Here is a 25,449-nt window from a genome sequence, read left to right on the forward strand (position 1 = left end):
CCTATGACAAAAGCAACGATTCTTTCCGTCACCAACCCTTCAGAGCGTGGCGACAAAAAACAGCTAGGTAATTTGCCGGGCGCAGCTCTACCTCTAGCCATTGCAGAGCTGGCCAAGCAGCATTCGAGTCACTCGCTACTCGTTGTGCCTGACCCGCAAATCGCTTTAAAGCTTCAGGCAGAGATTGAGCAATTCACCGACCAAACGGTAAGCCTGTTCCCCGACTGGGAAACGCTGCCTTACGATAACTTTTCTCCGCATCAAGAAATCATCTCTGAACGTATCGCACGCCTATACCAACTGCCAAGTCAACGTGATGGCATAACCATCGTCCCGGTCAGTACAGTATTGCAACGCCAATCGCCACGTGATTTTCTGTTGCAACACACTTTAATGGTGAAAACTGGTGATCGGCTCTCGCTAGAGAAGTTACGTGTACAACTTGAAAATTCAGGCTACCGCCATGTAGATCAAGTATTTGGGCCAGGTGAATATGCAAGTCGTGGGTCTATTCTGGATCTCTTTCCTATGGGCAGCAATGACCCGTACCGCATCGACTTCTTTGATGATGAAATAGATACCATTCGCACGTTTGATCCAGAGAACCAACGCTCTATCGACGATATTCAGCAAATCCAATTGCTGCCTGCACATGAGTTCCCAACCACTAAAGAAGCGATTGAAGATTTCCGTACACGTTGGCGCACCCAGTTCGACGCACGCCGCGAGCCTGAATCAATCTACATGCAAGTGACCAAAGGCACGTGGCCCGCTGGTATTGAGTATTGGCAGCCGCTGTTTTTTGACCATACCGAGACTTTATTTGAATATTTGCCAGAAGACTCTCAAGTCATCACATATGGTGATATCGAATCTGCGGTCGATACTTTCTTAACCGATGTCGAATATCGATACGACCAGAAAAAAGTTGATCCGCTGCGTCCTCTTTTGACTCCTGAACAGCTTTGGTTGAAAAAAGACGAACTTTTCAGTCAACTAAAACAGCTCCCTATCGCTCAATTGAGCCTAGATAAAGTGGTTAAGCGTGCCGGTCGGCAAAACCTACCAGTACAATCGTTAGCCGAGCTTGGCGTTCAACAACAAAATAAAGAGCCGCTCTCGCGCCTTCGTCAGTTTAGTGAGCAATTCAGCGGCAAAATCGTTTTCTCGGTAGAGTCAGAAGGTCGTCGTGAAGCACTAACGGAGCTGTTGCAAGGCATCAAAGTTCGGCCAGTCGTACATGGCTCACTTTACCAAGCTCTAGACTCGGGTGATCGATTCAGCTTGATCTTAGGCGCAGCAGAGCATGGTTTCATTCACGAAGAGCTGAACTTCGCTCTGATCTGTGAAAGTGATCTACTCGGTGACCGTGTTATCCAGCGACGCCGCAAAGATAAAAAAGCCGTCAACAGTGACACCGTTATTCGCCATCTTGCGGAACTAAAACCCGGTCAACCTGTGGTTCATATTGATCACGGTATTGGCCGCTACATCGGTTTACAAACACTTGAAGCTGGTGGCATGAAAACGGAATACGTCACCCTTGAGTATCAAAACGATGCCAAGCTCTACGTGCCAGTTTCATCACTGAATCTTATCAGCCGTTATTCTGGCGGCGCTGAAGAGAGTGCGCCACTGCATAAATTAGGTGGTGAAGCGTGGGCAAAAGCACGTCGTAAAGCGGCAGAAAAAGTGCGTGATGTCGCGGCAGAATTGCTGGATGTGTATGCTAAACGAGAATTAAAACCTGGCTTCAAATTTGAGCTAGATCGTGGGCAATACGCAACATTTAAAGCAACATTCCCGTTTGAAGAAACAGATGACCAAGCGATGGCCATCAATGCCGTATTGTCAGACATGTGCCAGGCAAAAGCGATGGATCGCTTAGTGTGTGGTGACGTGGGCTTTGGTAAAACGGAAGTCGCTATGCGCGCAGCATTTATCGCAACGGATAACAGTAAACAGGTCGCTGTACTCGTACCAACAACCTTGCTTGCTCAGCAGCATTTCGAAAACTTCCGTGACCGTTTTGCCAACTTACCAATCCGAGTTGAAGTACTGTCTCGTTTTAAATCTGCCAAAGAACAAAAAGTCATTTTGCAAGACGTTGCCGATGGTAAAGTCGATATTGTCGTTGGTACGCATAAGCTGCTTTCGAGCGACATTAAATTCAAAGATTTAGGTTTGTTGATCGTTGATGAGGAACACCGCTTTGGGGTTCGTCAAAAAGAAAAAGTCAAAGCAATGCGTGCGGATGTGGACATTCTTACCCTCACCGCAACACCAATTCCACGCACACTGAATATGGCAATGAGTGGCATGCGAGACCTGTCGATCATCGCGACACCTCCTGCACGCCGTTTAGCCATTAAAACCTTTGTTCGACAAAAAGAAGAGCCAGTGGTCCGTGAAGCGGTACTGCGTGAAATTATGCGTGGTGGTCAGGTTTACTTCCTGCACAATCAGGTTGAAACCATTGAAAAAACGGCAGAAGACTTACAGAAGCTCATCCCAGAGGCACGCATTACCGTGGCTCATGGTCAAATGCGCGAGCGCGAACTTGAGCGAATCATGAATGACTTCTACCATCAGCGCTTTAATGTGTTGGTGTGTACAACCATCATCGAAACCGGTATCGACGTACCAACGGCAAATACCATAATCATGGATCGTGCGGACAATCTTGGCTTGGCGCAGTTGCATCAATTACGTGGTCGTGTTGGACGTTCGCACCATCAGGCCTATGCTTACTTATTAACGCCACATCCAAAAGCCATGACCAAAGATGCCATCAAGCGTCTTGATGCGATTGCTTCACTGGAAGACTTAGGTGCTGGCTTTACGTTAGCAACCCACGATTTAGAAATCCGTGGTGCTGGTGAGCTGCTTGGTGATGAGCAAAGTGGGCAAATTCAATCCGTTGGTTTTACACTTTATATGGAAATGCTGGAACAAGCAGTGCAAGCATTAAAAGAAGGCAAGGAGCCATCTTTGGATGAGCTGCTTCGTGAGCAAACTGAAGTGGAAATGCGAATCCCAGCGCTCTTACCAGATGATTACATTCCAGATGTAAACACACGACTGTCGATGTACAAACGCATTGCGAGTGTCACAAGCAGTGATGAACTATCAGAGCTAAAAGTGGAACTGATTGATCGCTTTGGTCTGCTTCCAGACGCAACAAAGAACTTACTTGCCGTCTCAGAATTGAAAATTTCGGCTGGTAGTTTAAAAGCGAAAAAGATAGAAGCCCATGATAAAGGTGGATTTATCGAGTTTTACCCTGATGCTGACATAAATCCAGCGTATTTAGTTAAACTGCTGCAATCACAGCCGCAAAAATTTGCAATGGAAGGTCCAACTAAGTTCAAGTTTAGCGTACCATTGGTGGACCGACGTAAACGCATTCAGTTTGTTCAAGACTTACTGAATGATTTTAAACAGAATTTATTACCAACGAGCTAATAGTCGAATGAGAATACTGATCCCGTTATTGCTTCTATGTGTCTCAATGCCCTCTTGGGCACAGCGCCAATTTGATATTGAAGTGATCATTTTCAAGCGAGCAGTCGACGCTGAAAGCACAACAGAATCTTGGCCGAATCAACTGCCAAAAATCGATATGGAAAATGTCGGTAGCCTAGAGAGTGAATCCTACCGCCGCTCTAAAGGCGTGACACTTTTGCCAAGTTCTTCTTTCCGTCTCAACGCGCAAGAAGCGGCACTAAATAATCATGCCGGCTTTAAAGTGCTTAAACACGTAGCCTGGCGTCAAGGTGACCGAGGTAAATCTAGCGCCCCAATTTTCCGCATCGTTGGCGGGCGAGATTTCTCTGATTCTTATCAAGCAGATGGCCGCCCAATCAATGGCAATCAAACATTTTCCAGCGACGGTTACAGTGAAGAGACGGTCAATGGTCCTTTATATGAACTAGATGGTCGATTCCAAATATACGTACAGCATTACCTCTTCGCCGAAACAACACTAGATCTGCGCGAACCAAGTGTTAGAGAGGTGCGTTTTGAACCAACCTCAACTGAGCAATTGGCGGATGACTTAGGTGAAGTCGATGGTAACGTCCAAGTCGGTAACTTGGCAGAAATATCGCCGACAGTAACCGAAGAGAAATTCCTGAAGAGTTATCGAATGGATCAAAAACGTCGTATGCGTAGCAGCGAGACTCATTACCTAGATAACCCGTTGATGGGTATGATCATTCAAGTTCGTCGGGTTCGATAAGCACGAGCAGTTCGACAAAGCGCAGCAAAGCTGCGCTTTGTTTTTATCTGCTATACCTCAGTTATTCCTAACCAACGCAGAGCAAGGAAAATAGCTGCGTTCAAGTATAAATAGACAGCTTTCAATTTACTTACACTCAACATGGAAGTCGTATTAGTTCATGAGTCCAGACTTTGAAATCATTGCGCCCCGCTTAGCGCTCAAGCTCATCCCTGCTGAAGAAGCACATTCACTACAACGATTACTTGCAGAATCCCCTTCGCTGCACCAATGGCTTGACTGGTGTGATAAAAACGTCACATTGAAAACCGCGCAGGACTTTCTGTTGGCAACCCGTCTTAACTGGGTCAAAACTGAGGCTTTTGGTTTCGGTATCTATGAGCGGCAAAGTAACACTTTGGTTGGAATGGCAGCGGTTAATGAGTTATATCATACGTTTAATATGGCGAGTATTGGTTACTGGGTTGCCGACCGCTATCAACGGCAAGGCTATGCCCAAGAAGCCGTTAAAGCCTTAGCAGAATTCTGCTTCGCAAAGCTAAGTTTAACTCGACTAGAGATTGTTTGTGACCCCGACAACGAAGCTAGCCAAGCCTTAATTGAGTCCGTCGGTGCACAAAAAGAAGCCATCGCCAGAAACCGGTTTATTTTTCAGGGTAAGCCTAAAGATGGCGTTGTGTTCTCACTTTTACCGACAGATCTAACATAAAAAAAAGCCACCGACTTGCGGTGGCTTCTGCATTTTTTAAGATACAACACATCCACACAGAGTGGATTTAAAACCTTAGTGCAGCTTAAGGTTTGGACGCAGCACGCGATTAATGCGGCCGACGAGCATCATCAGACCGGTTTTGAATACACCGTGCAACGCCATTAGGTGCATGCGATACAATGAGATGTAAACGACACGAGCAATACGGCCTTCTACCATCATCGACCCTTTAGTTAGGTTCCCCATCAGACTACCAACGGTTGAGAAGCGACTTAGAGACACTAATGAACCGTGATCTTTATATACATAGTCTTTCAACTCGCGCCCGTTGATCTTCGCGACGATGTTACTAAATGCCTGGCTTGCCATTTGGTGTGCAGCTTGAGCGCGTGGCGGCACGAACGAACCGTCAGACTGGGTGCATTGTGCTAAGTCACCAATAACAAAGATGTCATCATCTCGTGTTGTCTGTAGTGTGTTTTTCACTACAAGCTGATTGATACGGTTCGTTTCTAAGCCAGCGATATCTTTAATAAAGTCTGGAGCTTTGATACCCGCAGCCCAAACCATGATTTGAGCTGGGATCTTCTCACCATCTTTTGTAGTAAGGCCATCTTTTTCAGCTTTAGTCACCATAGTGGCGGTGCGCACGTTTACGCCCAACTTCACCAACTCTTGATGAGCAGCAGAAGAAATACGTGGAGGTAACGCTGGTAAAATACGCTCACCTGCTTCAATCAGATTGACGTTCAACTTGCTAGAATCAAGATCACCGAAGCCATAAGTGCGCAGCTCTTTAACAGCATTATGTAACTCAGCTGATAGTTCAACGCCAGTTGCACCAGCACCAACAATCGCAATATCGACCGTACCGTTACCGTTTTTCGCGTGCAGCTTTAGGAACTCGTTGTTCATTTCTGTACGGAAACGGTGTGCTTGCTCAGGGCTGTCTAGGAAAATACAGTTTTCACGAACGCCAGGCGTGTTGAAGTCGTTTGATGTCGAGCCAATCGCCATCACTAGAATGTCGTATTCTAGCTCACGGCTTGGCATAAGAAGCTCACCGTGTTCGTCTTTAAGCTCACTTAAGATGATCACTTTACGTTCACGGTCGATGTCTTGAAGACTACCCATTTGGAAGTCGAAGCTGTGGTTTTTTGCATGAGCTCGATAGCTCAGTGCATCTACTCCTTCGTCCAAAGAACCTGTAGCAACCTCATGCAATAATGGCTTCCACAAGTGGCTCGCTTTTCGATCGACTAGCGTAATTTGCGCACGGTTTTTGCGACCTAGAGTTCGACCAAGCTTAGTTGCCAACTCAAGACCACCTGCACCGCCGCCTACAACGATAATGCGTGTCACAATGATTTTCCTCTACAAAAATGAATATATGGGGTTCAGCTCGATGCATGACTCACAAACATTTGTGGCATCCATCCAACCGATGAATTCTTGGTTCTTAGAGGTGTCTCAATTACTTGGATTAAAAAACTGCCACTCACCTTGATTCTTTATCTATCAATGACTTGTCAGGGTTTGGCATGTTTATCTGGTACGCATACGACGCCAGAATTTTTTGGGCAAGTTTATTACTCGCTCTCAATTTTTTTTGATATTTATCAAATTATTTTAGTCCGGTTCATTATATAGAGACCAACTTTGAAGGCAACCAAAATCCGTGTAACGAGTACGGATTGACTACTTTTCGACTACTCTACAACAAGGTGTTCGTGCTACATAGGAGGGAAGTAAGAAAACGGTAAGGAGAACACAATATTCAAAGCGTTAAACCAAGAAAATGTGCCTTTCAAAGAGACAGTGGCTCGGCATACTCAAGAGAAGGAATCGCAGCAAAGCAGCCAATAAAAACGCCGCTTTACTGTCTACACTCAACATTAGTAAGTATTTTTAAATGCCTTTATCGCTTGTAAATGATGAGAGATTTTTTTGAACTTATGAGACTGAGTTTCATCCCAAATGATTTGATAGTGTTTTTCTAACTCAGCTGCCGTTTTCGAATTGTCATGCACTTCATCATCTTTTGAGAGAATCACTAAGCAGTGCGCTTGATTTTTCTCTCGGAACTGATCAACACATTTTGTTGCGATATCTTCGTACTCTTCTGGGCGATCGATTCGACCAGCCATCGTTTTTTCTGGGTGCAAGTTCGGGTTGAACATCACTTGCTTGATACCGCATAGAAAACCAATTCGCTCAGACCAGTAACCACCTAAACCTACCCCACAGATTAACGGGTTTGGGTCATCAGATTGTTCGATAACTTTAGACACTTCTTTTAACAAGTGTTGCATGTCGTGCTTTGGGTGAAGGGTGCTGTAATTGATAAAACGAACGTCGTCGTCGATAAATTGCAGTTGAAGAACTTTTTCGTGGTTACCCGGGCTTGTACTGTCAAAGCCGTGTAAGTAAATAATCATGTGTACCTCTCCCTGTGTGTATCTGGTACTTTTATTAAAACTACCACTATTTCCTTACTGTTAAAGGGGAAAATATCACGAGTTCTCAAAACAGTGATCTTCCATACACAATGAGCCTTTCAACTCATACGCACTGTTTAAGTATTGTTCATCTCCCCACAATTTATAGGCAAGTAGATACCAGAGCATCGCCATCACCAAGGTTCTTGGTTGCCAAGCGTGTACACCTCTCAGCCAAAGAGACACATCTTCGATACCTCGAATTTGGCAATACTGCTTTACCGCTTCTTCCACAGGCGCATTCGCGACCTGAATAGTTAAGGTCAAATCAAGCCTAGGGTCAGCAATCCCGGCATACTCCCAATCAATGACTTTCACCCCACTCTCCCCTCGCACTAGGTTGTAACACCCCAGATCGAAGTGACATAGGGCAAGCGGAACAGGTGCAACGTTCGGTTCCGTACGCCACTTCATGTACAAAGCCTCAAACTCCGTACCCACATACTGACCATCAAGCTCAAGCCAATAATGATCGATGCGAGAAATATATGAAAATGGAACCAAAGGAATTGCGCTTATCGGATATTGATGAATCTTCGCCGCAATGGATAATAAATCGCTTAGTGCTAAGCCTGACTCCGTCAGTGCCTCTCCTCCTATCCATTCCACCAGCAACCCTTGCTCATGAATAAAAACTGGCTTGGGGCCAATTTCCAATGAAGAGACTGCATTCAGCACTTGATATTCACTGTGACGAGAAATTGAAAAAGCCTTGCAGACATGACTGGTCGGTCGCCAGATGTATGCAAGGCCTTGAGAAGATTCCAACCGCCAACAGCGGTTGGTTAGCCCCCCGGTAACAGTTTGTACTTTTACCGGAGGCTCCGTAAAGAAGCCATCGAGAGCGTTAAGACTCGGATCTAACTGTTTTGCTTGTTGCCAAGAAAACCATGCCATTGATGACTTCTCCACCCTGTTCGATTAAAGACCGAATAGGCTCTTAGATTGCGCTTTACGAATTTCAGTTTCATCCGCCCACTCAATCAAACCTGTTTCTAGGTCCATTAGGCGCATGGTCATCTTGTAGTATACATCTTTATCGCTACCTGCATTTTTCACAATGCTAGATAGGTTGCCGTAAAGCATGTATTGAGCACCAACCATTTTACCAAATTGGATCGCTGTGCTTTGGTTAACAAGCTCATCCGTATTTTGGAAGTTAAGTTGTTCACGCACAGACTCAACACGATCCATATCAACAAAACGGAACTTACCTGAGTTCAACATCTTAGTAGAGATCGTGTCAGTAATGGATTCAGTGTCAATATGTTCACTGGTTTTGTTCTTAATTCGCTCAACAAAAACGATAGGACGTTGGTCACGAGTAATTGCTGCTACAGAGCCCGACATCATCATGCTATCCACCATTTCAGCCGCGATTTTTTGTAAATCTGTTGAGCCAAAATCGATAGTCGTGGTTTCTGTTGCTTGCGCATCGCCGTAAGAGACTTTGTTAGAACAGCCACCTAAAATGACGGCAAGACCTAAAAGAGCAATAATACTTTTTTTCATGAGAGTTCCTTAGTTTTTCAATACCAGCGCATCGTTAGCGCGGCAGCTTCGGCAGAGCCGTTAAGATTAATCGTCTTGTGCTTCTCTAATTTGCACACGGAATTTTGTGCCATTTGGATTCACAGTAACTTCAGATAACGTGACTTGCTCAAATCCTCGCACAATCATTTTTCGCCACGGACCAGGTTTGGTATTCACTTCTAAACCATTGTTGTCATACCAATAAAATCGGTAAAGAATGTGCTGATCACCTTTGTAATTGCTACTCAGCTGCACGACTCCTCGTGGGCGATCATCAACGTAAGTGGTGGTGATGTTGTCAACTAATAAGCGACTACCTAAAACGTTATCATTAAAAAATACTTTTTGCGTTTGGCCATCAATTCGAATACCAGCCGTGTTTTCGGCGCATCCAACTAAACCAATAGCCATTGCTAAACAAACAAGCCATGCTTTCATTACAGTCTCCCTAGCTGTTTATGCCACACGGTTGAGTGTGCTCCCTGACGAGATACCCATACCAATGTAGTCTGCTGTGCAGGCACTTCAAACTGATAGGTTTGATCACCCAAGTTTAAACTTTGTGTTCCCGGTTTCACGATTTTTGAAGCCGTTTTCACTTGCGCTGGCAATGTTTGCCAACTTCTCGTATCTGGCTGTTCGGTCAATGTGTTCCATACATTGAAAAGTATGTTGCCCACATCATCGCCTTTTTTCGCCGCCTCTTTTCGGATTCGATCTTTTGCCCAAACACGAAGAGCTTGACGGATCACTATTGTAGTAAGACGTTCATTAAGATCGTTTTGCGCCATCGCATTAACATCAGTCAGCGTACTGGAAGGCAATACCTGACCATTTAAAACAACATCGCTAAAACGTTGAGCACCTCGGTTCTGATAATAAGGAAGCGCCAACGAATAAATCGCGCCATTATCGCGACTGTCGTAAATTGGTAAATCAATACGCCACCCTTTCATCGCCTCAACAACACCCTGCTCATCAATAACGATGACTCGCCCTTGTGACTGAGTTAATCCAGAAGGTGCTTTACCATACCGCTTCTCTAGCATGCGCAAGTCTTCACGCATGCCCAGCTTCTTAGCAGCGTATAAGGTGCTTTCCACAACTTGCTTGTTGTCTGGCATTACAGCGAGTGCTCGTCGGTAATCAACATAAGCACTGTTTAAGTCTCGCGACGCTTCATATAACAAGCCAGAAAGATAGAACAGATAACCATTTTGTACCGCGCTTAGTTTTTTACCAGCATCAGGGTAGTTCGCTAACACACTGCCTAAATTGGCAGACATGCCTTGCTTGTTAAGGTCTTTCTCTGCTGCTTTTAGCTCTTTTTCACGCGCCTTTCTTGCTGCTTCCTGAACTTGATTAGCTCGACGCACTTCAACTAGTGCCCCTTCTAAATCGTTTTTCTGTAAGTAATTTAGTCCTAGATACAGGTGCAAAAAGCCAAGTTCGTAATCGGCGGGATGATAGTCTTGGAGATTGTCGTTCACTGCGAGAGAGCCGACGCTCGTTGCCGTGTCTGACACAGATATCGTCGCACGATCTTGTTGAACACGTACAGCACGATCGCTGCTTTCTAGCGCATTTAAACTTGTTGGGTAATCTTCAGCAAGAAAAGAGATACGACCTTTTTCAAAATTGCCAAGTATCTCGCCACCCACTTCACTTGATTGAAGTTGTTTTGCTTTGGCATATTCCCCTGCAACAACGGCTTGATAAACTTCTTGATTCTGGTTGCTGTAATGGCTAAACAGATTGCCCGCAGATAAATTCGCGCAGCCAGAGGCCATTAAAGCCCAGCTCATCAGCCCTAACAGCTTTACACCTAGTTTCACATTTATCTCCACAAATGTGTCATTCGACAGGAAAAAGAAGTGGGTGAATCGCCACCCACTTTTAAAAGCTTAGCTCAATACCATTGGACCTAGAGGGCGGCCGCCTAGTAGGTGCATGTGAATATGGTAAACCTCTTGGCCACCATGTGGATTACAATTAACGATTAGGCGATAGCCGTCTTCAGCAATACCTTCTTCTTTCGCTAACTTTCTAGCAACAGTGAACAAACGCCCCATCATTGCTTCATCTTCAGCTTCTACATCATTCGTTGTTGGGATCAGTTTATTCGGAATAATGAGAATATGGCTTGGTGTGCGAGGGTTAATGTCGCGAAACGCAGTCACCAAATCATCTTGATAAAGGATATCGGCAGGGATTTCCTTGCGAATAATTTTACTAAAGATCGTTTCTTCCGCCATGAGGACTCCATTTTATAAACGTAATTAGACCCCAATTAGTATGCGCCAACCAAAAGCGGAGCTCAATAAAAACAGTGTTCACTTAACATTATTAATCAAATGCTAATTAACGAAGCTTTTTTTGTCGTGTGCGTCATAAAATGCGCGTCACAAACTGAATACAATCCAATGAATTTTGTTACTTTTTTAAGACAATTATTATTTTTATACCCAAGTAAACTCAAAATGCTTGGGTAGCTTGTCTATTTTTGGGAGAGGAAGCTCACTTATGCGAGGTTCAGTTATTAAAAGGATGTATGCCGGCTTTGCACTGATCATCATCCTATTTGCCGTCACAATTGCCATTATGATGGGAGGAATGAGTGATATTCACGGAAAATTTGGCACGGTTTCTAAATCATCCCTACCGTTGGTATCGTTATCTAATCAAACCAGTGTTGAGCTGCTTTCTGCCGACAAATCATTTAAAGACTTCCTGACGACAGAGAATAAACAACGCATGGATGAAATGCGTCAGGAATTTGCTAGATCTCAACAGCGCTTCGAATCCACATTGGCTCAACTGAAAACCGCAAGCCAAACCTACCCTTCTCTTGCCGAACCGTTTTCACAGTTAAAAACGTTAGAGCAGAGCTATTTTACAGAAGCTCTAGAGGCCATGGACAACTACGAAGCAATGTTCGCGGCTCAAGAAGAAGTGCAAAAATCCTCACGCCGCTTCCAAAAACTGAATACCGAACTGTCGGTTGGTCTTAAAGAATATGTGGCAGATCAAACCAGCATTTCTGTCAAAGTCATGGCAAAGAGCTACTTTATCAAGTTAAAAGATGCCGAAGTAATTACCTCTGATGCCCTCGCCAGTTCCAACCCTGAGTTTGTTACGCAAGCCGTAGCTAAAAACCGCAAAGCAGTAACGCACTTGAATTACGCATTCCGCGGGTTGGTGACTCAACTTCCTGAGCTAGAAAAAGCATTTGGCGAATCTGTAGAGCAATTTACTCGCGACGTTGGTATGCGTGGCGGTGTGTTAGACCAACATAATAATTACCTCAATGCTCGCGCCGCTTTGTATAACAATATCGCCAACCTAGCAAATAAAGTGGATTCAACCATGGCGATTCTTGAGCAATTCACGACAACCGCAACAGATAAGCTCAATGAATCATTGGCAGATGCAGGTGACATATATTCGGCGGGTGTAACGAAAGCCATCATCATTGGCGTTATTGTCGTTTTACTCGCGACAGCGATTGGCTACCACATCGCACAAAGCGTTCGCGAACCGTTGACTCGTATTCTAAAAGTGTTAGAAGGCCTGACTGAAGGTGATATGACACAGCGTATCGATATTCGCTATAACAACGAATTCAGCCGTGTGAGTGGACACATTAACTCACTCGCCGACAACCTTCACGAGATCTTGGTGAAACTCAACGAAGCGTCAGAAAACCTATCGTCAACCGCGACAGCCAACGAACGCACCTCTTCGCAAGCACAAATTAAATTGAGCTCTCAACGCGAACAAACGGCAAACGTCGCTACCGCGATGACAGAAATGTCTCATTCAGTGCAGGAAGTCGCGCAAAGTGCGCAAGGCTCGCTAGAAATGGTGCAACGCGTCGAATCTGCCTCTGAAGAAGGCAGAAATGTTATGAGCAGTAACATCTCAACCATTAATCAACTAGAAACACGTTTGAACGAATCGGTCTCCGCAGTTTCTGAGCTACAAAAGATGAGTGGTCAAATTGGATCTATCCTTGATGTGATCCGCAACATTGCGGAGCAAACCAACCTACTGGCATTGAACGCGGCAATTGAAGCGGCTCGCGCTGGTGAACAAGGTCGCGGCTTCGCGGTAGTGGCAGATGAAGTACGAGTACTCGCATCAAGAACGACTCAATCAACCACTGAAATTGAATCTATGATCAGTAATCTGCAATCCAGCTCACAATCGGCAAACCAAGTCATACAAAGCTGTATGAGCGATATGGAGATGTCGGTTGAGCAAGCGTCAAAAGCGAACAGCTCAATGGAAGAGATCCAGGCGCTAATCATTGAGATCAGCCAAATGAGTACGCACATTTCACAAGCAGCAGCAGAGCAAAGTGAAACATCAACAGACATTGCTCGCAGCATTGAAGATATTAACAGCATCGCCGATGAAAGTTTCCAAGCCATGTCGAGTATCGCACAAACCAGTGAATCACTGACCCACTTGGCTCATCAGCAAAATGAATTGGTCCACCGCTTTAAGTTATAAATACTTTATAATTAAGAGCATTAATTAGTGCAATCAACTGTATAAGGGCGACTTTTTGTTAAGTCGCCCTTGTTTTTTGTCGGCCATGTCTACATATGATTAATAAGGCCAGCTCATCCCCTTGCACAACTCTTTTCGAGCGGCCTCATAAAAAGGAAAATCTATGGCTGTTCATGTTGGTATTATCGACCAAGACCCAGTGAGATTGGTCACTCCTCTATTAGATAATCGTACGCTAAGCACACATATCGTCTTCATCGGAGACAAGAGCCAGTTAGATATATTTGACCGACTGAGTGCCGTTTTAGATCAACGAGAAATTACTTCTGAATTTTTTGAAATTCCATCCGCTGTTAATACATCTCTGATCAAACAAGCAATTCAAAAACTGGCAAAAGACCTCCATGAACGCGGCGAAGATGTAAAATTGAACGCGAGCTGTGGTCTTCGTCATCGCTTGTTGTCGGTGTACGAAGTTTTCCGTACCTATCGCTGGCCAATTTTTGTGGTTGAGCCTAGTAGCGATAAGCTTTGTTGGTTATACCCTGATGGCAAAGAAGATACCCAAGTCGAAGATCACATTACGATTGCAGATTACCTCACTATCTTTGGTGCACGCGGCGAGTTTCACCACGTTGATTTACCACCTCTTCTTGATAAAAAATTGTATGAACTTGGTGAACGATGGGCCTCAAATGCGCTTGAACTTGGGCCAGGTCTAGCAACACTTAATTACCTTGCAACCACATGCCGCAAAGAACAAAAGCTTGATGTCGAGCTCTCCGAAAAACAGCAGGGCTACCGTGAGCTCAACATGTTGCTTTCAGATTTAGTAGAAGCAGAAATCGCCACCTATGAGAATGGCGTTTTAACGTTTGCAGATGAAGATGCTCGACGCTTTTCAAACGGTGAGTGGTTAGAAACTTTGGTTCACAGCACCGTGAAGCAAATCCAAGACACCATGCCGACGATTCAAGATCGATCGTTAAATGTTCAGGTTTATCGCAAACTTGGTGAAAGTGAAGTACGCAATGAGTTAGATGTCGCAACAGTTGTAAACAACAAGCTGCACATCATCGAGTGCAAAACCAAAGGCATGAGAGATGACGGCGACGATACTTTATATAAGTTAGAATCGCTTCGCGATCTATTAGGTGGCTTACAAGCGCGCGCAATGTTGGTGAGCTTCCGTCCTCTTCGTCACAATGACATTACTCGTGCTGAAGACTTAGGGCTAGCCCTGATTGGCCCCGATGAGCTTAAAGATTTAAGAACGCACTTAACGGCTTGGTTTAAAGACGCGGGCGGTTCAGACGAGATCTAGTGCCATTAAGAAAAGCTAAAATTCACAACGATAAAAAGCAGCATTAATGCTGCTTTTTTTATACCTAAATTTTAGCTGTACGCCTTTCTATAAGTAGAAAAAAACCAGAGGTTAGCCTCTGGTTTTTTCTGTTTGTTTAAATGCCAACTATAGCGGCTTAAAGCATTTTACGCGCTGCTTCTACAACCACTTTAATTGAACGCGCTTCCGTTTCTTTCAGAGTTGAATGATCTGGAATCTCTTTTTGTGTACGGTTGATGATAACACCAGCCACACAACCCGCTTTTAAACCAGAGCTCGCACACATTGTTAGCAGTGTTGCAGACTCCATCTCGAAGTTAAGTACGCCCATGTCTTGCCATTCTTGCATAGAGCCTTGGAAACGCTTAACAACACGACCAGAGAACGTATCGTAACGTTCTTGACCAGGGTAGAACGTGTCGCTTGATGCAGTCACACCCATGTGAACTGTAGCGCCAGACTCTTCTACCGCTGCTTTCATTGCGGTTGCTACTTCAAAGTCAGCAACTGCTGGGAATTCCATAGGAGCAAAGTGTAGGCTCGCACCGTCAAGACGAACTGACCCCGTCGTTACGATCATGTCACCCACGTTTACATGCGGTTGAATTGCACCCGTTGTACCAACACGTAGGAAAGTGCGAACACCAAGCTGTGCCAATTCCTCAACTGCGATAGAGGTAGAAGGACCACCAATACCTGTAGAACAAACCACAACAGGTTTACCGTCTAGCTCTGCACGGTATAGCGTGTATTCACGATGGCTTGCTAGAAATACTGGATTTTCCATTTGTTCTGCGATTTTTTGAACACGCGCTGGGTCACCAGGAATGATCGCTAGAGTCGCACCATTAAGATCAGCTTCAGTAACACCTAAATGGAATACAGCTTGAGACATAAGTCGCTCCTTATTGTGGCTTATTTTATGAACAATAAGCTCATTAATCAGTTATTGGGTACAGATGCACTGTAGCGAACCTTTCACCAACATAGAGTGATCACAATCACAATGACAAAATGTAATGAAAATGAAATTTCAAACAAAACTGGTATTGATCACACTTTAAGGGGCGTTAAATCATTTTGTTGCATAGCAATGCGTGATTTCAAGGACGAGAAAAACGTCTGATCGCATCAGGTGAATACGGTTAAAAAAAGCCCGATACACGAATGCCTCGGGCTATTAATGAGTGGGATCATTGGTTAGGTCAGTTATTTGATCTGTTTGGACTCAAAACGAAGTAATCTCAACGCATTCAATGTCACCAGTGCTGTTGCACCACTGTCAGCTAATACTGCAACCCACAACCCAGTAACCCCAAGTAAACTTGTCACTAAGAATACACCTTTCAAACCTAGCGCTAACGCGACATTCTGACGAATGTTACTTAGCGTCGCACGCGACAGTTCTATCATGGCAGGTAGCTCAATCAACCGGTTGTGTGTTAACGCCGCATCAGCAGTCTCGAGCGCAACATCCGTACCGCCTCCCATCGCAATACCAATGCTCGAAGCTTTCATGGCTGGAGCATCATTGATACCGTCTCCCACCATCGCAACGGTATGTTGTTGTGATAGTTTCTCGACGTAATGCACCTTGTCTGCAGGTAACAAACTCGCTTTATAATCCAAGCCTATTCTATTTGCCATTGCTTCTGCACTTCTCGGGTTGTCACCCGTTAGCATCACCGACGTGACCCCAAGTTCCTTCAACATTGCGATGGCTTGCTGGGCATCTGAGCGCAATGTATCTTGCCATGCGATCACGCCAATGACCTCGTCATCGTAACGAACAATGACAACCGTTTTACCTTGTTGTTCCAACGTAACCACTTGCTCTTTGGCTTCTTGAGAAAGTGGAAAGTCTGCCTTTGAAGGCGTGACCACTTGGACCATTTTTCCATCGACGTAACCAGTGACACCAGAGCCTACTTGCGCGGTTTTATCCAACGCTTCAGGAATAGTAAGCCCCTGCTCTTGCACTTTGGTAACTAAAGAAACCGCTAGAGGATGACTTGAACCAACCTCGATTGACGCAGTTAGGCTAAGTAACTTGTCTTCATCCATATCAAAAGCAAAGACGTCGGTCACTTCTGGTTTACCTTGCGTCAGTGTCCCAGTTTTATCAAATGCGACAGACTCAACCTTGCCAAGCAACTCAAGCGCCGCTCCACCTTTGATCAATGCGCCCCGCTTAGCCGCTGCCGCCAAGCCAGAAGTGATCGCCGCAGGCGTTGAAATGACTAATGCACATGGACAAGCAATCAACAGCAGGGCGAGTCCTCGATAGATCCACGTTTCCCACGGTTGGGCAAATAGTAATGGCGGCGTAACGATAACCATCAGAGACACCAACATCATTAGTGGCGTATACCAACGGCTAAATTTATCAAGAAAGCGTTCTAATGGTGCCTTACGGGATTCTGCTTCTTCAATCAAATGAAGAATTCGATCTATCGCATTCTCGCCCTGACGGGAAGTCACCTGTAAACGAACCACTTTATCGACAACCACAGCCCCGGCCATCACTTTGCCACCGGTTTGATGTTCAACGGGAACAGATTCTCCCGTTAACGCACTTTCGTCAAAACTCGCAAGCGCATCTTGCAAAACACCGTCGGCAGGCAAACGACCTCCGGGTGCGACTTCTATGATATCCCCTGGTTTAAGCTGCGCAGCTGGTACTTCTTTGCGTTCACCATCAATAATTAAAATTGAATTTTCTGGGACTAAGTCCATTAACGCCTGGACACCGCTTCGCGCGCGAGATGATGCATATGCTTCTAACTTTTCACCAATAAGGAAAAGCAATAACACCATTGCGGCTTCGGCGGTTTCACCTAAATATAAAGCGCCGAGCGCCGCTACACTCATTAACGTTTCAATCGCAAAAGGCGTACCGCTACGCGCCAACTTAAATGCTTTGAGCGCGATTGGGTATAAACCAAGTAAACACGTCAAAGTGAATAACCAAGCGCTTATTTGAGGGTCGATCTTAGAAATTACTGCCGCAGTAGCCATTGCACCAGCAATCGAGAGAATTTGGATGTTGTCTCTTATGACGCCAAGCCAGCCTTTCTTTGTAGTGCTTGGTTTTGGAGCATCAAGTGAAGAGAGCGGGAAACCCGTTTTTTGGGCTGTCTGCTCTATCGTAGCTATCAGCTCTAGACCATCAAAATCGACGACCAGTTTTTCTGTTGCAAACAAAACCTTGGCTTGGCTGACGCCTTGTAAAGACGTAATGGCTTTCTCAAGCTTTTGCGCACAAGATGGGCAATCCATACCTGACACAAGCCAAGCGTTCCGAACGGAGGAATTACTCTCCCTTGTGGGATCGTCTTCCTCGCCTGTGTCAACGCTGCAGCCTCCTCCACTACAGCAAGAGCTTTCAGAAACATCAACACTGGCCTGAGAGATATTGAGCGAAGATTTTACTGGCGCACAGCATGACTCGCTTGCACCAAGCGGCACCGCAGTTTTGATTTTGCTAGATTGGCAACCTTGATGTTTTGTACACATAATTTTTTCCTTATTGGTATCGGTGATTTACCTATTGCTAAGGATAAACCTTAGAGTAAGCTCCAAGGTCAAGATAAATTTGTACAGTTCGGCGATAGAAAATAAAAAAGACGCCGAAGCGTCTTTCCAAACCAGTTTAAAAGCAATATTCCGTAAAGTTTAAACAGAGAGGTTAAACGGGATGCTTAAAACACTCATTTAATGTCATTCCTATGGCACGCAGCACGTCTCTTCTTGTGATAACACCAACCAACTTACCTTTGCCATCCACCACTGGATACATTTTCGGCTTTCCAACTTTCATCATGTCAGCCAGTTCAATTACTGACATTTCTGGAGAAACAGATAAGACATCATCATGCATACACTCTTGTACCGTATGTGTATCTTGGCAGTGATAACTTGCTTTCACCAACTTATCTAATAAGTCTTGCTCCGATAAAAACCCAACCACTTTTTCATTTTCATCAATGACAGGGCCACCTAGTGTGACACTTTGCATTACTTTGTTTAAAGCTGCCGAAAGTGACATATCTTTCGTGAAAGTCACCGCTTGCAACGTCATGTAATCTTTTACTTTTAATGAATGCATTCTTATCTCCTTAAGGGCATTTTATTGCGGCCTTTAGATAAGTGTCGCCTAATTTCCTGATTTTACTAAATGGAAAGGAGTAATTTTATTTATAGGCACAGCCTATTGAACTAAAACAAAATTAACTCACCGAACAACATTCACTGTATTTCGTTAAACGCAAGATTCAGCCAGGCTGATTTTTCTAGGCAAAATACAACAAAGCCAGTCAAATAGACTGGCTTTGTTATTAAGTAATTGTTGCATTAGCTATGTTGGCGGCGCATGTTGTCTAAAATAATGCCAGTCGCCATCGCGACATTCAGTGATTCGGCACCGCCAAACGCCGGAATCGTGATCTTATCTGTCACGAATTTTGCTGCGGCTTCGCGCACACCATGAGATTCGCTGCCCATCAACAAAATACCTTCAGCAGCGAAATCCGTTTTATGAACGCTCTCTCCTTCCAAAAACGCGCCATATACTGGCAATTTGGCGTGTTCCAAGTAACTTGGCAAATCCACCAAACTCACTTGTACGCGGCCAAAGCTGCCCATGGTCGCACTGATCGTTTTAGGATTATAAGGATCAGCACAATCTGTACTCGCAATAATGTGCTTGATGCCATACCAGTCTGCAACACGAATAATCGTACCTAGATTACCAGGGTCGGATACACCATCTAGCGCAATCATCAAGCCTTTCGCTTGAGGCTCTTTTACACTCGGAATTTCAACCACAGCAATGGCCGCATTATTGCTCACAAGCGTGCTCGCTTTGGTCAATTCATCAAGCGATGCTTCAACACAATCAAAACGATTTAGCGTACCAGCATTTTGTTCGAGAAATGCCGCTGTTGCAAAAACCTGCTTCACCTTCAATGAACTACTTGCTAGCTCTAGTACGTTCTTTTCACCCTGAACTAGGAATAAGCCATGCGCTTTACGCTGTTTCTTTTGACCTAAAGCACGAAGCAGTTTTAATTGGTTTTTTGAAATCATTAAAGTATCCCAGGTGAAAATGGTTATTCGGCGAGTGTACCCTAAACAATCTTCACGAAAGTTCGGTATCGAGCGGATGAGATTATAAATTATACCTAAATAACCTCAAGAAGCTTGATCATCAGAAGACGTTGAACACCAAGCGTAGCCAAAATAAAAGAAGGCTCAAAAACGAAAAAAGCCCTGCGATAACGCAGGGCTTTCAAAGGGTGGGACCCCAGCCACATCCCGGCACACAAGTCACACGCTGCGGCTGCTTCCTTCCGGACCTGACCGAGTTCACGAGCTATTGTTGCGAGAGGACCAGAGCCCCATAATTCTTTTCGAGAGGTCTTGCCTCAATCGATGGGGCGATTATTCAGTATCAGCTCTCATAATGCAAGAGCAAAAACCTTGAATTTCATCATTTCATTACCGTTTGAACAAAACTCGATCAATTCATTCCTTTATGATGAAACCGTGCAGTCACGATAAGAGGAGTCGTGCCGTGAGGACTGCTTACTCATGTACATGTCTTCATCAGCCAAATGCATCGCTTGCTCTAAGCTCATGTGCCGTTCCCTTTTTGCAGAGAAACCAATAGAGATACTTATAGACTCCAAATCACTACATAATTTGCCTTTCACGTCGATTCTACTGAGCTCTCTCATTGCTCTAGTTAACTCGGCTTGCGTTGGATAACCCAGCAATATGAACTCATCCCCTCCAATTCGATAACATCTTCCCGACCAGACATAATGAATTTTTAGTGCCAGTAGTTGTAAAACTTCGTCCCCAGCGCGATGCCCATAAGTGTCATTGATTCGTTTGAAATGATTAATGTCTAAGTAAAGTATGGATAGATCTTTGTTTACTCCTTTTCGATACTTTACTTGCAACGCACGACGATTCCTTAACCCTGTTAAGTTGTCAGTGTTCGATTGACGGTAAAGATAAAGCGAAACACAAATAGCAAACAATAATACAAAGATAAACACAGCTTGTGTTTGCGTCGCTAATCGAATCTCATATTCAAGTGCGGTACGCCAATCTGGGCGTACATCGTACTGAGCAATGATCTTATCAACTTCTAACATCGCTATCGCTCGACTGAAGAAAGGCGCAAGCATGGCTCCTTTTTCATTCGCGACCAATCCAACAGAGAGTTGAGACTCATAAAACTCGCCAATAGCGGTATCCTGCTCTATCGGAACCAGTTCACTGAGACGTAAAAAATGATTGAGCATCGCCGTATCCATCGGAATGTAATCGACTTCTTCATTTAATAGCCCCTGAATGAGTTCTTGTTGGGTACGATAACGTTTGAGTTCTTTTAGCGGTAACAGTTGCGTCATCATTTGATCGAAAAAGTCATCCTTAACTACGCCAATCCGCTCAGATATCAACTGTGAAACATGAGAGTATGTGCTCGGTTTGTAACCTAAACGCTTGACCATCACCGATGCTGGCGCGTAATGGGACTTTGGAAAGTAGCTAAATGCGCGCCGCTCACGGCTGACCGTTAACGGCGCCAAAATTTCGAAATTACCTTGGATAAACTCATGGTACATAGAACCCCAGCTTTCACCAGGCTCACTAATGATCAAGCAGTTTAAAGCCAAGATCTCACAACTTCTCAGGACTACATCAGCCGTCATCCCTTCGACACTACCATCTGCGTTGTATACAACATATGGAAAGATAGATTCGAGCTTAATCCGTATTGGTTCATTAAAATCAAGGGGTAATAAACGAATAGAATCACGCAACGCTGCTCGCCTTAATTCAAATTGATACTGGGAAATTTCTTCGCGAAGCTGCTTTTGCACCGCTTCCCCGTGAATAAACGTAGCGAACGTGTCCAACTCCTCAAGATGATGATCTTTTTTACTGATGATGGATACGGGCTTTATCGAAATCTGATCATTGAGCATCTTGGCGTCAAACCCCTCCATCAGCATCGGCTTGAGCTGGTTAATGGCATCGACAACGCCGTCCACAGCACCTGAACGTAGCAGTGTTACTGCTTGTTCATGACCTTGATAAGAGATCTGTTCTAGCTCAGGGTAGTGTTGTTTAAGTAATTGGGCATAAACTGTATCTTTGGGGATGCCAACACGCGAAATGTCACTCAACGTCGAATCTTTTAAACCAAAGAGGTAGGTATATTCGATATTTGTTGGGCGGGAATAACTAAAACGTTGAGCACGTTCTTGTGTGTAAGTGATATTCGCAGCAAAGTCCGCTTCCCCATTCGCTACTGAATTTAGAATGGCATCAAAGCTGGAGTAGTTCACGTATTGAACGGTAAAGCCAAACTCCTTTGAAGCAGCATTGAAAAGAACACGAGTGACGACATCATCCGCTTCAGTCGCGACTTTATAATGAGCAATTAAAGGGGCTTCGGCTTTTACATTCAAACTCAAGAGGCAACATGCAAAAAGCAACAGTGTTCGAGCAAAAGTTGTCATGACAAACTTATCTTAAATCAACCACTTATATTGTGGTTATTATTATTGGAAGTGTAGTAAATATGAAATGAAGAACATATACTAATCTCCATTTTGTTCCACAACCAATTCGATACTCTGCCGCACATGTCACTTTTTACCTGACTAAAAATTCATAATTCAGCCTGTTCATCGCTACTACGTAAAATATAGTCAGTCATCCAAGCCGTCCCTAACAAACAGATCCAAACCACGAAAACAGGGTTTGGCACATCCGTGGTCGGGCTGACGACTAAAGCGGCAAAACCCACAGTCGGCAATGTCCAACATAATAATTTGCTCCAACGAATGGTATGTTGAAGCTTCGCAAGTGCTTCCATTGACGCTAACATTCCCGTCAAACTTAACGCCATAAGAACGGCGTACGGTAGGCCTGCAATCCACAATGGGAGCAACAAAAACAACGGCCACCAGCTGTGTTTATTGGATGGCGTCCAATGCGCAGCCGACCACCACATCGCCATAACCGCAATGGTTTGAACCACTGTAACCCAAGCAAAACCATCCAGCTTACCGCCTTGCTGTGTGACCATAAGACCAACTTGCAGTGTAAGTACAATAAGACCAGCGGTGAGCAACACACCTAAAGAGCTTCTACGAGAAAATACCACCATTAAAAGTGGGAAAAGGATCAAAACACCAACCGACAAAGCAATTGGCTGCATTGAGAGTGTCGCACCAAAAGCCATCATCGCGCCCAGTAATACTAGGCCAGCGAACCCACCTTGTGGCAGAACCCACAGCGCGGGGATCATAAGTGCAAGAACGGGAATGTCACCCTCGCTCAAACTCATCGCCCGAACGCAGACAACAGCGAGTAAGGTCGTAACGAAAAATTGAAGTGTCGATAAAATCATAGCGCCTCCTGGCTTCCCCACCTACTTGGTAACTCAACGGCAAAAACTGGGATTGAAAGTCGTTGAGAGGGTCTAGATTCAAGCTTAGCTTGCGTTTGCTTCATGCTGTTTAAGGCTCATCAACCAACGACACTAAAGAACAGAAAATGTAATTCTTCAAAGTGAGTCGCTGACAACACAAGGGTTAAGAACCGTTAGCAATATACAAGTCCAATGGTTTACCATTCCTTAGTAATCCAAAATAGACACTTTTGAGTATGGACCAATTTTTAGCGCAAATCTTTGCTGTAATTCACCAAATTCCAAAAGGAAAAGTCTCCACCTATGGGGAAATTGCAAAAATGGCCGGTTATCCGGGCTATGCGAGACATGTTGGTAAAGCACTGGGTAACCTACCAGAAGGCAGCAAACTCCCCTGGTTTAGAGTGGTAAATAGCCAAGGAAAAATATCTTTAAAAGGCAGAGACTTAGAGCGACAAAAAAAGAAATTAGAAGCAGAAGGGATTGAAGTATCGGAAGTTGGCAAAACTTCACTTAAAAAATACAAATGGCAGCCTTAAGCTGCCATTTTTTGTTCTCAGTACGTCGTATTAACGTGTTCCAACTAGACGAATATCTAATTGGTGAGTTTGTGCTTCATCTGTAATAACACCGTTATGTGTGTCGCTGATAAAACGCAGCTTTCCATCTACCTCAATGCGAGCACGAACGCTGTAACGATGGTTTGGTTTGATTTCATTGCTGTCGTAACTCAACTCAAAAGAAAGAGGAACTTGCTTACCTTCTGTTTCGAATGTCTGTTTCGCCAACACTTTTGCTGGCGCATCCGCCAAGGACACATCTTCTAACGCAATAGTAACCACTGCGTTTGGTGGCAAGGCAATCCGCTCGCGATAAGCCACTGTACCTGTAATCGTCTTCATTGACGCTTCTGTAGATTCCATTTCTGTATTTTGAGAAGTTTGGCAACCCACTAACGCAGCCCCAAAGAGTAGAGAAGTAACAAGTAGTAGTGTTTTTTTCATATATTCCTCGAAAAGAGCATTAAACCGAGGCAATTATAGGTGTGGAATATAAAACTGTCTGCTTCCTGTCAGTTTATTTGACAATAGTTTGACTGAGTTAGAATTTATCAAACAATTGATTTTGTTTCATAATTGGAACAATACTATTTCTAAGTTACTCAATAGTTCTTAACTATGCCACTTCACAAGAGTGAGGCTGTTGAGGTAACTTGGAATGAAAGACAACGGTGAGGAGACACAATGAGTAAACCACTACGAGAATTGCTCAGCCTACTACAACTCGAAAAATTAGAAGAAGGCTTGTTTCGTGGCCAAAGTGAAAACCTAGGTTTGCCTCAAGTTTATGGCGGTCAAGTAATTGGGCAAGCGCTTTCTGCTGCGCGCTACACCGTTGAAGAAACACGCACGGTACACTCCTTCCATAGCTATTTTTTGTACCCTGGCGATCCAGAAAAACCTATTATTTATGATGTAGAAAATCTGAGAGATGGCCGTAGCTTTAGCACTAGACGCGTAAAAGCAATTCAAAATGGACGCCCTATTTTTTACCTAACCGCATCCTACCATGGCGATCAACCTGGGTTTGATCATCAAAAAGAAATGCCAGATATCCCTGGTCCAGAAAACTTTGCCTCAGAGAGTGAGCTCGCAAGCCATATTGCAGAATTTCTACCCAAACGCTTACGCAAAACATTTTGCGGGGAAAAGCCAATCGAAACTCGCCCCGTTACGGTTATCAACCCTTTGAAGCCCAAAAAAGCAGAACCCAAACAGTACCTTTGGATTCGTGCTAATGGTGAAATGCCAGAGAATCAGCTAATTCACCAGTACCTTCTGGCCTACGCATCCGATTGGGGATTCCTTGTGACAGCAATGCATCCACATGAAGTCTCATTAATGACGCCTAACTTTCAAGTGGCCACCATTGACCACTCTATCTGGTTCCATCGTCCGTTTAAGATGGATGAATGGCTTCTATATGCGATAGAGAGCCCAACGGCGAGCAATACTCGTGGGTTGGTCCGAGGCGAAATATACAACCAGCAAGGTCACTTAGTGGCGACCGCCGTGCAAGAAGGGGTGATGCGCTACACGAAATAGCTCGTGTTCGTTACACGAAAAAAGGAGTGCTGTTCCGCACTCCTTT

Annotated in this window: 21 protein-coding genes and 1 other RNA gene; 7 read left to right on the forward strand and 15 right to left on the reverse strand. The window is 44.5% G+C overall.

Features of this window, described 5'->3' with window-relative positions:
• Window positions 1–3: 3 nt before the first annotated feature.
• From mfd to R8269_RS08705, 3 genes are all read left to right on the forward strand, one after another.
• Window positions 4–3,465, forward strand: coding sequence for a transcription-repair coupling factor (gene mfd / locus R8269_RS08695; RefSeq protein ID WP_258470213.1), 3,462 nt, complete (start codon window positions 4–6; stop codon window positions 3,463–3,465).
• A 7-nt stretch (window positions 3,466–3,472) separates the two neighbouring features.
• Window positions 3,473–4,240 carry a peptidoglycan binding protein CsiV gene (locus R8269_RS08700; protein WP_021707672.1) on the forward strand — a complete coding sequence of 256 codons (768 nt, stop codon included), beginning with the start codon at window positions 3,473–3,475 and terminating at the stop codon, window positions 4,238–4,240.
• A gap of 160 nt (window positions 4,241–4,400) precedes the next feature.
• Complete coding sequence (locus R8269_RS08705; RefSeq protein ID WP_005387823.1) at window positions 4,401–4,949, forward strand: GNAT family N-acetyltransferase; 549 nt, start codon at window positions 4,401–4,403, stop codon at window positions 4,947–4,949.
• A 75-nt stretch (window positions 4,950–5,024) separates the two neighbouring features.
• Here R8269_RS08705 and R8269_RS08710 read toward each other — a convergent pair whose 3' ends face one another.
• The 7 genes from R8269_RS08710 to hinT form a co-directional block, all read right to left on the reverse strand.
• Window positions 5,025–6,314 carry an NAD(P)/FAD-dependent oxidoreductase gene (locus R8269_RS08710; protein ID WP_005378463.1) on the reverse strand — a complete coding sequence of 430 codons (1,290 nt, stop codon included), beginning with the start codon at window positions 6,312–6,314 and terminating at the stop codon, window positions 5,025–5,027.
• A gap of 533 nt (window positions 6,315–6,847) precedes the next feature.
• The gene (ycfP, locus tag R8269_RS08715; protein WP_258453809.1) at window positions 6,848–7,390 is read right to left on the reverse strand and encodes an alpha/beta hydrolase YcfP; all 543 of its coding nucleotides are present in this window, start codon (window positions 7,388–7,390) and stop codon (window positions 6,848–6,850) included.
• A gap of 75 nt (window positions 7,391–7,465) precedes the next feature.
• Window positions 7,466–8,347: a thiamine kinase gene (gene thiK, locus R8269_RS08720; RefSeq protein ID WP_318222509.1), complete on the reverse strand. Its 882-nt coding sequence runs from the start codon at window positions 8,345–8,347 to the stop codon at window positions 7,466–7,468.
• Between the two features lie 24 nt (window positions 8,348–8,371).
• On the reverse strand, window positions 8,372–8,962 hold the full coding sequence (gene lpoB, locus R8269_RS08725; RefSeq protein ID WP_005378467.1) for a penicillin-binding protein activator LpoB: 591 nt from the start codon (window positions 8,960–8,962) through the stop codon (window positions 8,372–8,374).
• A gap of 66 nt (window positions 8,963–9,028) precedes the next feature.
• The gene (locus tag R8269_RS08730) at window positions 9,029–9,421 is read right to left on the reverse strand and encodes a YcfL family protein (RefSeq protein ID WP_005378469.1); all 393 of its coding nucleotides are present in this window, start codon (window positions 9,419–9,421) and stop codon (window positions 9,029–9,031) included.
• The gene (locus R8269_RS08735; RefSeq protein WP_025766940.1) at window positions 9,421–10,818 is read right to left on the reverse strand and encodes a COG3014 family protein; all 1,398 of its coding nucleotides are present in this window, start codon (window positions 10,816–10,818) and stop codon (window positions 9,421–9,423) included. Before R8269_RS08735 ends, R8269_RS08730 begins: the two co-directional genes overlap by 1 nt.
• A 69-nt stretch (window positions 10,819–10,887) precedes the next feature.
• The gene (hinT, locus tag R8269_RS08740; RefSeq protein ID WP_005378473.1) at window positions 10,888–11,238 is read right to left on the reverse strand and encodes a purine nucleoside phosphoramidase; all 351 of its coding nucleotides are present in this window, start codon (window positions 11,236–11,238) and stop codon (window positions 10,888–10,890) included.
• 268 nt (window positions 11,239–11,506) lie between these two features.
• Here hinT and R8269_RS08745 point away from each other — a divergent pair, with 268 nt between their 5' ends.
• Both R8269_RS08745 and R8269_RS08750 read left to right on the forward strand, forming a co-directional pair.
• A complete protein-coding gene (locus R8269_RS08745) occupies window positions 11,507–13,498 on the forward strand; it encodes a methyl-accepting chemotaxis protein (protein WP_318222510.1) in 1,992 nt (663 codons plus the stop codon).
• A gap of 163 nt (window positions 13,499–13,661) precedes the next feature.
• Window positions 13,662–14,822 carry a DUF1887 family protein gene (locus R8269_RS08750; RefSeq protein ID WP_005378476.1) on the forward strand — a complete coding sequence of 387 codons (1,161 nt, stop codon included), beginning with the start codon at window positions 13,662–13,664 and terminating at the stop codon, window positions 14,820–14,822.
• 157 nt (window positions 14,823–14,979) lie between these two features.
• On the opposite strand, the gene udp is transcribed toward R8269_RS08750, so the two are convergent.
• The 7 genes from udp to R8269_RS08785 form a co-directional block, all read right to left on the reverse strand.
• Window positions 14,980–15,738, reverse strand: coding sequence for a uridine phosphorylase (gene udp / locus R8269_RS08755; RefSeq protein WP_005378479.1), 759 nt, complete (start codon window positions 15,736–15,738; stop codon window positions 14,980–14,982).
• A 314-nt stretch (window positions 15,739–16,052) separates the two neighbouring features.
• Window positions 16,053–18,359, reverse strand: coding sequence for a zinc/cadmium/mercury/lead-transporting ATPase (locus tag R8269_RS08760; RefSeq protein WP_017820006.1), 2,307 nt, complete (start codon window positions 18,357–18,359; stop codon window positions 16,053–16,055).
• A gap of 172 nt (window positions 18,360–18,531) precedes the next feature.
• Window positions 18,532–18,951: a CBS domain-containing protein gene (locus R8269_RS08765; RefSeq protein ID WP_005378483.1), complete on the reverse strand. Its 420-nt coding sequence runs from the start codon at window positions 18,949–18,951 to the stop codon at window positions 18,532–18,534.
• Between the two features lie 245 nt (window positions 18,952–19,196).
• Window positions 19,197–19,931 carry an RNA methyltransferase gene (locus R8269_RS08770; protein WP_005378485.1) on the reverse strand — a complete coding sequence of 245 codons (735 nt, stop codon included), beginning with the start codon at window positions 19,929–19,931 and terminating at the stop codon, window positions 19,197–19,199.
• A gap of 212 nt (window positions 19,932–20,143) precedes the next feature.
• An RNA gene (gene ffs / locus R8269_RS08775) (signal recognition particle sRNA small type) lies at window positions 20,144–20,240 on the reverse strand.
• A 137-nt stretch (window positions 20,241–20,377) separates the two neighbouring features.
• A complete protein-coding gene (locus R8269_RS08780) occupies window positions 20,378–22,381 on the reverse strand; it encodes a GGDEF domain-containing protein (protein WP_017820005.1) in 2,004 nt (667 codons plus the stop codon).
• A 152-nt stretch (window positions 22,382–22,533) separates the two neighbouring features.
• Window positions 22,534–23,277, reverse strand: coding sequence for a hypothetical protein (locus R8269_RS08785; protein ID WP_005378568.1), 744 nt, complete (start codon window positions 23,275–23,277; stop codon window positions 22,534–22,536).
• Between the two features lie 257 nt (window positions 23,278–23,534).
• Here R8269_RS08785 and R8269_RS08790 point away from each other — a divergent pair, with 257 nt between their 5' ends.
• Entirely contained in the window at window positions 23,535–23,837 is a 303-nt protein-coding gene (locus R8269_RS08790; protein ID WP_005378570.1) for a DNA base-flipping protein, read from the forward strand.
• A 30-nt stretch (window positions 23,838–23,867) separates the two neighbouring features.
• Here R8269_RS08790 and R8269_RS08795 read toward each other — a convergent pair whose 3' ends face one another.
• Window positions 23,868–24,302, reverse strand: coding sequence for a YbaY family lipoprotein (locus R8269_RS08795; protein ID WP_005378572.1), 435 nt, complete (start codon window positions 24,300–24,302; stop codon window positions 23,868–23,870).
• A 240-nt stretch (window positions 24,303–24,542) separates the two neighbouring features.
• Here R8269_RS08795 and tesB point away from each other — a divergent pair, with 240 nt between their 5' ends.
• The gene (gene tesB / locus R8269_RS08800) at window positions 24,543–25,403 is read left to right on the forward strand and encodes an acyl-CoA thioesterase II (RefSeq protein ID WP_005378575.1); all 861 of its coding nucleotides are present in this window, start codon (window positions 24,543–24,545) and stop codon (window positions 25,401–25,403) included.
• The last annotated feature ends 46 nt before the right edge of the window (window positions 25,404–25,449 follow it).

The sequence above is a fragment of the Vibrio sp. Vb0667 genome (genome assembly GCF_033391095.1).

Bases quoted from the DNA above. Each gene is read 5' to 3' on its own strand.
- R8269_RS08795 (WP_005378572.1), bottom strand. From the start codon at position 24,302: ATGAAAAAAACACTACTACTTGTTACTTCTCTACTCTTTGGGGCTGCG.
- R8269_RS08745 (WP_318222510.1), top strand. From the start codon at position 11,507: ATGCGAGGTTCAGTTATTAAAAGGATGTATGCCGGCTTTGCACTGATC.
- R8269_RS08770 (WP_005378485.1), bottom strand. From the start codon at position 19,931: ATGATTTCAAAAAACCAATTAAAACTGCTTCGTGCTTTAGGTCAAAAG.
- R8269_RS08730 (WP_005378469.1), bottom strand. From the start codon at position 9,421: ATGAAAGCATGGCTTGTTTGTTTAGCAATGGCTATTGGTTTAGTTGGA.
- udp (WP_005378479.1), bottom strand. From the start codon at position 15,738: ATGTCTCAAGCTGTATTCCATTTAGGTGTTACTGAAGCTGATCTTAAT.
- lpoB (WP_005378467.1), bottom strand. From the start codon at position 8,962: ATGAAAAAAAGTATTATTGCTCTTTTAGGTCTTGCCGTCATTTTAGGT.
- tesB (WP_005378575.1), top strand. From the start codon at position 24,543: ATGAGTAAACCACTACGAGAATTGCTCAGCCTACTACAACTCGAAAAA.
- R8269_RS08750 (WP_005378476.1), top strand. From the start codon at position 13,662: ATGGCTGTTCATGTTGGTATTATCGACCAAGACCCAGTGAGATTGGTC.
- R8269_RS08765 (WP_005378483.1), bottom strand. From the start codon at position 18,951: ATGCATTCATTAAAAGTAAAAGATTACATGACGTTGCAAGCGGTGACT.
- mfd (WP_258470213.1), top strand. From the start codon at position 4: ATGACAAAAGCAACGATTCTTTCCGTCACCAACCCTTCAGAGCGTGGC.
- R8269_RS08760 (WP_017820006.1), bottom strand. From the start codon at position 18,359: ATGTGTACAAAACATCAAGGTTGCCAATCTAGCAAAATCAAAACTGCG.
- R8269_RS08700 (WP_021707672.1), top strand. From the start codon at position 3,473: ATGAGAATACTGATCCCGTTATTGCTTCTATGTGTCTCAATGCCCTCT.
- ycfP (WP_258453809.1), bottom strand. From the start codon at position 7,390: ATGATTATTTACTTACACGGCTTTGACAGTACAAGCCCGGGTAACCAC.
- R8269_RS08790 (WP_005378570.1), top strand. From the start codon at position 23,535: ATGGACCAATTTTTAGCGCAAATCTTTGCTGTAATTCACCAAATTCCA.
- R8269_RS08785 (WP_005378568.1), bottom strand. From the start codon at position 23,277: ATGATTTTATCGACACTTCAATTTTTCGTTACGACCTTACTCGCTGTT.
- R8269_RS08705 (WP_005387823.1), top strand. From the start codon at position 4,401: ATGAGTCCAGACTTTGAAATCATTGCGCCCCGCTTAGCGCTCAAGCTC.
- hinT (WP_005378473.1), bottom strand. From the start codon at position 11,238: ATGGCGGAAGAAACGATCTTTAGTAAAATTATTCGCAAGGAAATCCCT.
- thiK (WP_318222509.1), bottom strand. From the start codon at position 8,347: ATGGCATGGTTTTCTTGGCAACAAGCAAAACAGTTAGATCCGAGTCTT.
- R8269_RS08780 (WP_017820005.1), bottom strand. From the start codon at position 22,381: ATGACAACTTTTGCTCGAACACTGTTGCTTTTTGCATGTTGCCTCTTG.